Consider the following 4,777-nt stretch of genomic DNA (forward strand, 5'->3'; position numbering starts at 1 on the left):
GGCGGGTCGGGGTCGGCGCGGCGGCCGGTGAGCGGCCCTCGAAATCAGTCATGAGACATATGACACTTGGCCACTATCTGTATTGCCAATCGGCTGTGCCCCGAAGTCACCCCATCGAGGGGGTATTTCACGGAAGATTCATCCCCGGTACACCTGCGGTTCCCGCGGACGACACGGGACGACCCGGGGCAGACGATCAGGCGGTGAGGCCCATCTTCGACATGATCTCCGAATCAATGCCGTCGAGCTCCGCCGAAATGGACACGTGCGCGCGGCGGCGCTGGTCCGGGGTCATGTGCTCGGAGGTCTCGATCGCGTCGCCCAGCAGCTCCAGGCGATTGCGGGCGTCCTTGACGAAGCCCGCCGTGCCCGACGCCTTCGAATTCTCCAGGCGATCGAGCGAACCGTGGATACCCTCGATGCGGGCGCGCAGCGCGGCGCCGTAACCGTGGTGGCGGGCCACCGCGTCACCCGACACGCCGAACTGGCGGGCGGAGGCGTCCTGGCCGCGGTTCTGCACGAAGGTCATCAACCGGTAGCCGATCGGCAGCGCCACCGGCAGCAGCAGACGCGCCGCGCCGACCCAGCCCTTCGCCTTGTCCGACGTCATGCCCTGCGAACGCTGCTGCTCCAGGATCTTCTCCGCCATGCGGGACTGGTGCTTGTGCTTCGCCTTCAGGGCCTTCTGCTCGTCCTTCCAGCCGGCCTTGCGGATCTTCTCCGCCCGCTTCATGGCCCGCTTGTCCAGCTTCCGCTCGAGCTTGGCGTCCTTGGCGGCGGCCTTCGAATCGCGCTTGCGCTCGACCTCGGCGGCCTTCACGCCCTCGCGGTAGGCCTTGTCCTTCAGCTTCGCCTCATGCTTCGCGTCCTCCTTGGCCTTGGCCTTCGCGGCCTTCAGCTTCAGTTTCGTTTCGCGGCGGCGGTCGCGGTAGTCGCCCAAGAAGCTCATGGAATCCCTAATCTGCGGTCGGAGTCTGCGGAAATGGTGTCGCGTAACCAGATTAACCCCGGTTCGGACCGGGCGATACCCTGGTTGCATCGTGAACACCGAGGATACCGTCCCGCAGCCGGTGACCGGGCCCGATTTGGTCGGGTGCCGGTATCGGCTGGTCCGCGACCGCTTGGCGGGGCCGCGGCGCCCCGGCGACTCCGAATCCGCCCGCCGGCGCGCGGAATTGGGCGCCCACCACCGCGCCGCCGTGATCGCGGGGCTGCCGGATCCGACGGTGATCGAGCCGGGCCCCGATGCCGACCTGGACACCCTGGAGGCGATGGCGGCGGGCGCGGACCTCATCGTCGGCGCGGTCCTGCGCCACGAGCGCCCGCCGGGTGACCGCGCGTTCTCGGGCATCGCGGAGGAGTCCCGCCCGGATCTGCTCGTCCGCCTCGGCGACGGCTACCTGCCGGTGATCATCGCCGCCCACAAGCTGCTGGAGCCGCGCCGCCGCCGCACGGAGGCCGCCCGCATCCTGCCGGTCGCGCGCCTGGGCCGCCCCGGGGTGCTGGGCCGGTCGCTGCGCCAGGGCATCGTGGTCGACGAGGCCCTGAAGCTGCGCCATAACGCCGCCGACGCCGTGCGCCTGGGCCAGGCCGCCGCGCTGCTGCACCGGCTGGGCGCCTCCAGCGGTTTGGTCGGCGGCATCGGCGCCGACGCGACGCGGGTGGTCATCGTCGACGAGGGCCCCCGGGTCGCCGCGTACCGCACCGCTTTACGACGCGCCCGCGCCGCCATCCATGCGGTCGAGCGTCATGAGGCGGCGGGGTCGTCGTCAAGCGTCCTCGACGCCGACAACCTGCCGCCCGTGCCGAAAGTCGACGGCATCGAGTGGCGCGTCGGGGAATGGCCGCTGGCGCCGCGGAAGATCCGCGAATGCCGCGGCTGCCGCTGGCGCGAGGCGTGCGAGGCGGAACTGCGCGCCGCCGACGACATCTCGCTGCTGCTGCCCGGCAACCGCGGCGACGAGTACCGGGAGGCGGGGATCACCACCATCCGGCAGCTCGCGCGCGCCGAGAACGCCGGCGAGCACCGGTATCTGGCGCTGCTGTCCGTGTTCGGCGAGCCCGCGGCGCTGCGCGTGCGGGAGACGTCCGCGCCGCGCGCCGACGTGGAAATCGACGTCGACCTGGAGGCCTACCCCGGCCACGGCGCGTACCTGTGGGGCGCGTGGACCCCGGAGGACGGGTACGTGCCGCACGTGACGTGGGCGCCGCCCGGGCCGGAGGGGCTCGGCGGGACGGCGGAGGCCGAGAACTTCGCGCGGTTCTGGGATTGGCTCATGGCGCGCCGGGCCGCCGCCCGCGCCGACGGACGCTCCTTCCGCGCGTACTGCTGGGCCGCCGAGGGCGAAAACCACTGGCTGCGGCACTCCGCGAAGCGATTCGCCGGCCTGGAGTTCGTGGTGGAGGGAGAGTCGGCGGGAGAGCCCGCCCGCATCATCGCGGTGCCCGACGTCGCCGAGATCGAGCGCTTCATCTCCTCCGACGAGTGGGTCGACTTGTTCCGCGTGGCCAAACGCCAGCTGATCAGCCCGGCGGGGCTCGGGCTGAAAGTGGTCGCGCCCATGGCCGGATTCTCGTGGCGCGACGAGGACGCCGACGGCGAAGCCTCGCTGTCGTTCTACCGCGACGCCGTCGGCATCGGCGCTGGGTCGGGAGCCGCAGGAGATGGCGCCGGCCGCTCCGCAGGGGGCGGCGTCGGCGGATCCCCCGCGGCCCGCGCGAAACTGCTGCGCTACAACGGCGACGACTGCCGCTCCACCGCCGTCGTCCGCGACTGGCTCGACTCCGGCCGCGCCACCGTCGACGTCCCCTACGTCGGCGACCTCGAGGACCGGGACCTCTCGCCCGGTGCCATGATGGATTCATGATCCATCAAAGCGGCATCACCGGCATCGGCGTGACCGATCACGCATACGTGGAACTCGACGTGAAGGCGGGGACGGATGCGGCGCGGGCCGTCGGAAAGCTCGCCGCCGCGATCAATCTGCCGAGCACGGCGGGCGCGAACGTCGTCGTCGGAATCCGGCCCGGCCTGTGGGCCGACGTCGCCGACGCGGAGCACGTGCCCGCCGGCGTCCATGACTTCGACGAGCCGATCCGCGGCCGCGACGGCTACGACATGCCCGCGACGCAGCACGATGCGTGGCTGTGGGTGGCGTCGTCGTCACGCTCGCAGGCGTTCGACGTCGAGCACCACATCATCGGGGAGATCCGCGACGTGTTCGACGTCGCCGACGAGACCGTCGGATGGGTCTACGAGATGAACCGCGACCTCACCGGATTCGAGGACGGCACGGAGAACCCCGGCGCCCTCGAAGCGCCCGGCGTCATCGCCGTCCCCGCCGGGCAGCCCGGCGCCGGCGCATCCGTGCTGCTCTATCAGCTGTGGCGGCACCGCACCCGCGACTGGGAAGGGCTTGACGACGACGCCCAGCAGGACGTCATCGGCCGCACCAAAATCGACTCCGTCGAGCTCGACGACGACGTGAAGCCCGAGTCGTCGCACGTGGCGCGGACCGTGGTGGAGGTCGACGGCGAAGAGCTCGAGGTCTTCCGCCGCAACACCTCCTACGGCGAAATGCTCGACCACGGCACCGTTTTCGTCGGGTTCAGCCACGACCAGTGGCGGCTGGAGGAGATGCTGCGGCGCATGGCCGGCGCCGACGGCGGGCCCCGGGACCGGCTCACCGAATTCACCGACGCGCTCACCGGCGCCTGGTACGTGTGCCCGTCCGTCGAGGGCCTGCTCGCCGTGGCGGAGCCGTTCCTCGACGGCGAGGATTAGTCTCACCGGTCGCAGCCGCGCCGGGCGCGGGGCTCTAACCCCGCAGCCAGGCGGCCGCCTCGTCGGTGATGTCGCTCGGGGACACGGCGACGTCGAAGACCCGGCCGGCCTCGTCGTCGCCGAGCAATTCGAGGGTCGCGAACTGCGAATCCAGCAACGACGTCGGCATGAAATGCCCCGGCCGCGCCGCCATCCGCGCCCCCATCAGCTCCCGCGAGCCATGCAGGTGCACGAACACCGTGTCCGGCGCCGCCGCCCGGATCCGATCGCGATACGCCCGCTTCAACGCGGAACACGCGATCACCCCGCCGCCGGACTGCTCCGCCAGCCACTCGCCGACCAACGTCAGCCACGGCCACCGGTCGTCGTCCGTCAGCGGCACGCCCGACGCCATCTTCTCGATGTTCGCCCGCGGATGCAGGTCATCGCCGTCCATGAACGGCACCACCAACTTCAGCGCCAGCAACTCGCCGACCGTCGACTTTCCGCAGCTGGACACGCCCATCACCACCACGCGGGGCCGTGAAGGGGACGGCGTGGAAGGTGAAACGTGGGCGTCGTCAAGCGAACCGCGGTCGGGGACTGCGTGCTCGGGCGCAACGGACATCGGACGTGGTCCTTTCGGTGGAGGGGGAGGCGGGCGCGCCGGCTACCAGTTGTGGACCGTGCCGTCGGCCAGGCGGTTGTACGGCAGGTACGCCTGCTCGTACGGGAACTTCTCGGCGACCTCCGGGTGGAACGTGACGCCCAGGCCCGGCGTATCCGACGGGTGCAGCATGCCGTTTTCGAAGGTCATGGTCGTCTCGAAGACCTCGAGGGTCTCCGGCGTGTGCGTCATGTACTCCTGCGCACCGTAATTGTGGATGTTGATGTCCAGGTGCAGCTCCGCCGCGAAACCGATCGGCGACACATCCGTCGGGCCGTGGAAACCGGACTTGATCTGGTACGGCTCGGCCTGCGCCATGACCTTCTTCAGCGGGGTGATGCCGCCGA

General features: G+C 70.7%; 5 protein-coding genes. 2 read left to right on the forward strand and 3 right to left on the reverse strand.

Translation table 11 applies throughout. The annotated features are described in order from the left end of the window. Nucleotides 1-196: 196 nt before the first annotated feature. On the reverse strand, nt 197-949 hold the full coding sequence (locus tag GX015_RS12495; RefSeq protein WP_291345467.1) for a DUF6474 family protein: 753 nt from the start codon (nt 947-949) through the stop codon (nt 197-199). A gap of 91 nt (nt 950-1,040) precedes the next feature. On the opposite strand from GX015_RS12495, the gene GX015_RS12500 reads away from it, so the two are divergent. Together GX015_RS12500 and GX015_RS12505 are read left to right on the forward strand one after the other, a co-directional pair. Beyond that, nucleotides 1,041-2,867: a TM0106 family RecB-like putative nuclease gene (locus tag GX015_RS12500; protein ID WP_291345468.1), complete on the forward strand. Its 1,827-nt coding sequence runs from the start codon at nt 1,041-1,043 to the stop codon at nt 2,865-2,867. Beyond that, nucleotides 2,864-3,784, forward strand: coding sequence for a Dyp-type peroxidase (locus GX015_RS12505; protein WP_291345469.1), 921 nt, complete (start codon nt 2,864-2,866; stop codon nt 3,782-3,784). The genes GX015_RS12500 and GX015_RS12505 overlap by 4 nt, the downstream gene beginning before the upstream one ends. A gap of 34 nt (nt 3,785-3,818) precedes the next feature. Here the strand turns inward: GX015_RS12505 and GX015_RS12510 are convergent, their stop codons facing one another. Next, on the reverse strand, nt 3,819-4,289 hold the full coding sequence (locus tag GX015_RS12510; protein ID WP_291345471.1) for a gluconokinase: 471 nt from the start codon (nt 4,287-4,289) through the stop codon (nt 3,819-3,821). 144 nt (nt 4,290-4,433) lie between these two features. Continuing rightward, on the reverse strand, nt 4,434-4,777 hold a 344-nt coding region (locus GX015_RS12515; protein WP_291345470.1), incomplete at its 5' end, for an enolase C-terminal domain-like protein.

It is taken from the genome of Corynebacterium sp. (assembly GCF_012837295.1).
Taxonomy (GTDB): domain Bacteria; phylum Actinomycetota; class Actinomycetes; order Mycobacteriales; family Mycobacteriaceae; genus Corynebacterium.

Bases quoted from the DNA above. Each gene is read 5' to 3' on its own strand.
- GX015_RS12495 (WP_291345467.1), bottom strand. From the start codon at position 949: ATGAGCTTCTTGGGCGACTACCGCGACCGCCGCCGCGAAACGAAACTG.
- GX015_RS12505 (WP_291345469.1), top strand. From the start codon at position 2,864: ATGATCCATCAAAGCGGCATCACCGGCATCGGCGTGACCGATCACGCA.
- GX015_RS12510 (WP_291345471.1), bottom strand. From the start codon at position 4,289: ATGGGCGTGTCCAGCTGCGGAAAGTCGACGGTCGGCGAGTTGCTGGCG.